3 protein-coding genes are annotated in these 2068 nt (G+C 45.2%); all 3 read left to right on the top strand.

Translation table 11 applies throughout. From position 1 onward, the window contains the following. On the top strand, positions 1–596 hold a 596-nt coding region (locus VIP81_RS16815; protein ID WP_331963315.1), incomplete at its 5' end, for a helix-turn-helix transcriptional regulator. Then, positions 596–820: a hypothetical protein gene (locus VIP81_RS16810; protein WP_331963312.1), complete on the top strand. Its 225-nt coding sequence runs from the start codon at positions 596–598 to the stop codon at positions 818–820. The genes VIP81_RS16815 and VIP81_RS16810, both read left to right, overlap by 1 nt. Then, a complete protein-coding gene (locus tag VIP81_RS16805) occupies positions 807–1499 on the top strand; it encodes a phBC6A51 family helix-turn-helix protein (protein ID WP_331963309.1) in 693 nt (230 codons plus the stop codon). The genes VIP81_RS16810 and VIP81_RS16805 overlap by 14 nt, the downstream gene beginning before the upstream one ends. Positions 1500–2068 lie beyond the last annotated feature (569 nt).

Below are 2068 nucleotides of genomic sequence, written 5' to 3'. Positions count from 1 at the left end.
CCTGTAAACCACCTATTATTTCAGTGGGGGAGCAAAGCGTGTCAACCAGCTTTGTTCTATATTGGAATTTGGAGTTAGTTAAGATGAATCCTATTTCTACTGCGCGTAGTTTGTCTCTTCTTTCCACTACTGGTCTTGCTCGTAAGTTGGGTGTTTCTAGGCAGTATATTTCCCGTGCAGAACAGGGTCTTTACGATAAGCCGAGTGAAGCTCTTCTTAACTGGACTACCAGTACTATTAACCGTAACCGTCCTGACAATCAGCACGTTACGAACGCGGGCGTTATGCAGCTGTATAAGGAATGGCAGTGGCAGAAGCGAGAATCTGCAAAGATGGATAAGATTCTTCGGCCCATTGACGTTACAGATTTCGATCGTATGCGTCAACCAGACGTTATGCGTTACCACAAGATTTTCACTAACTGGCGTCGGGATTATTGGGAGACTGCGCATTCTTTCTGCGTAGATATGTGCCTTCACCCTTCCCCTGTAGCCGATTATGAAGATGGTCAGACAATTACAATGCCTAACAGCCTTAAGAAGGTTCTTACTCAGATGAACCTTATTGGGGTGGGGTTTAAGACAGGTGAACGTTAATGTTCAGAACTATTCGCAGGTGGATGAGTATATTCGGGGATTGGTTCTACATTAAGAAGTCGGATTACTACATCCGACGCGAAGAGAAGTTCATGCTTAACCATCAGCACGTATGGGAAACCGATCTCGGTAACTGGGGCTACAGGTGTACATATAAGTGCTGTGATGCATTTATTGTTGCCGAACTGGCCTATAAGGTAGGTATTACGGATGCCCGACACTGAGATTAAGTATTTCGAACCGTGGCAGTTGGATATCGTTCTCTTTATCGAAAGAGTACATAGTACGACTGGCGCGATTCCTCGTGATGATGATATCCTTGAACATATTAAGTTCACCAAGAAGAATCCGCAGTTTAACAATGTGGCGCTACAGGAATTTAAGAAGGACCCTCGATTTATCGCGTCTATGGATTCTCGGGGAATCCCTGTAGCCGAAAATGGTGTACTTACGGCACGACAAATGGCAGCAGCTTCTGTAATGATGAATTTGACTGATAGAAGGTCAAATGAAAAGAAGCTGAGGGATATTGGCGTTAGTACCGAAGAATATGCACAGTGGATGCAGAATGCTACCTTCGCAGAATACATGCGGATGCGTTCCGAGGTACTAATTCAGAATTCCACCCACGAAGCCCATATGGGACTTATGCGTGGAGTTCAGCAAGGCAATACTGCAAGCATTAAGCTTTACTACGAATTGACTGGTCGTTACAATCCGGACCAGGATAACCAGATCAATATTAGGCTTCTTATCGGTCGAGTGTTGGAAGCTATTCAGAAGCACGTGCGCGACCCGAATACTCTTAATAGTCTTGCAGTTGAACTAAGCCAGCTCGCTATTGAGGCCGGCACCCCTGTAGCCAATCAAACTCTTGGCACGATTAAGGGTGAACTATTGTGAGTGATGATGAGAACACTCTTAGGCCCGCAAATTTCGGTGTAAGTAAGTTCCCGCGGCCTACTGATAGTTTTGGTCAGGATTACAATACAGACAACGATGCTTCTAAGTGGTCCGATAGTAATCCTGTAGATTCTCGTAAGCTTCACCAGCGTGCAGATACTGACCTTAGTGTAAGAAGCCTGCACCATACTTTGGGCAATAAAAGAACCCAAGCTAGTCCGGGTGACCATAATCATGATGGCTCAACTTCTAGGAAGATTGGCCCTCTTGAAATGGATCCAGCTAACTTGGGCAAGACTCGTGCAGTATGGACAATTCCAACTGCCGCAACCGTCGCGGATGTTGTGACTCTTATTAAACGATTCGTAGAGGTGCGTAGTGTCTAACGCAACTAATAGCTTGGATCGGGAACGCGTATTGGATGTCGGGCATTACTTCTTTAAGAAGACGTTTCCCGATATCCCTGTAGCCAAAATTCAAGCTCGGCCAAGGATTCATGGCTGGGATATTGTAGTTGAAGATACTCAGGGTTGTTTTTATGAGTTCTCTGTAGCCAATGAAATGGTTCA

The sequence above is a fragment of the Chitinophaga sp. genome, from assembly GCF_036566945.1.
In the GTDB taxonomy this organism is placed as follows: domain Bacteria; phylum Bacteroidota; class Bacteroidia; order Chitinophagales; family Chitinophagaceae; genus Chitinophaga.
Note: the sequence above shows the minus strand (reverse complement) of the source record. Positions and strands in the feature narration are given on the sequence as shown.

Bases quoted from the DNA above. Each gene is read 5' to 3' on its own strand.
- VIP81_RS16805 (WP_331963309.1), top strand. From the start codon at position 807: ATGCCCGACACTGAGATTAAGTATTTCGAACCGTGGCAGTTGGATATC.
- VIP81_RS16810 (WP_331963312.1), top strand. From the start codon at position 596: ATGTTCAGAACTATTCGCAGGTGGATGAGTATATTCGGGGATTGGTTC.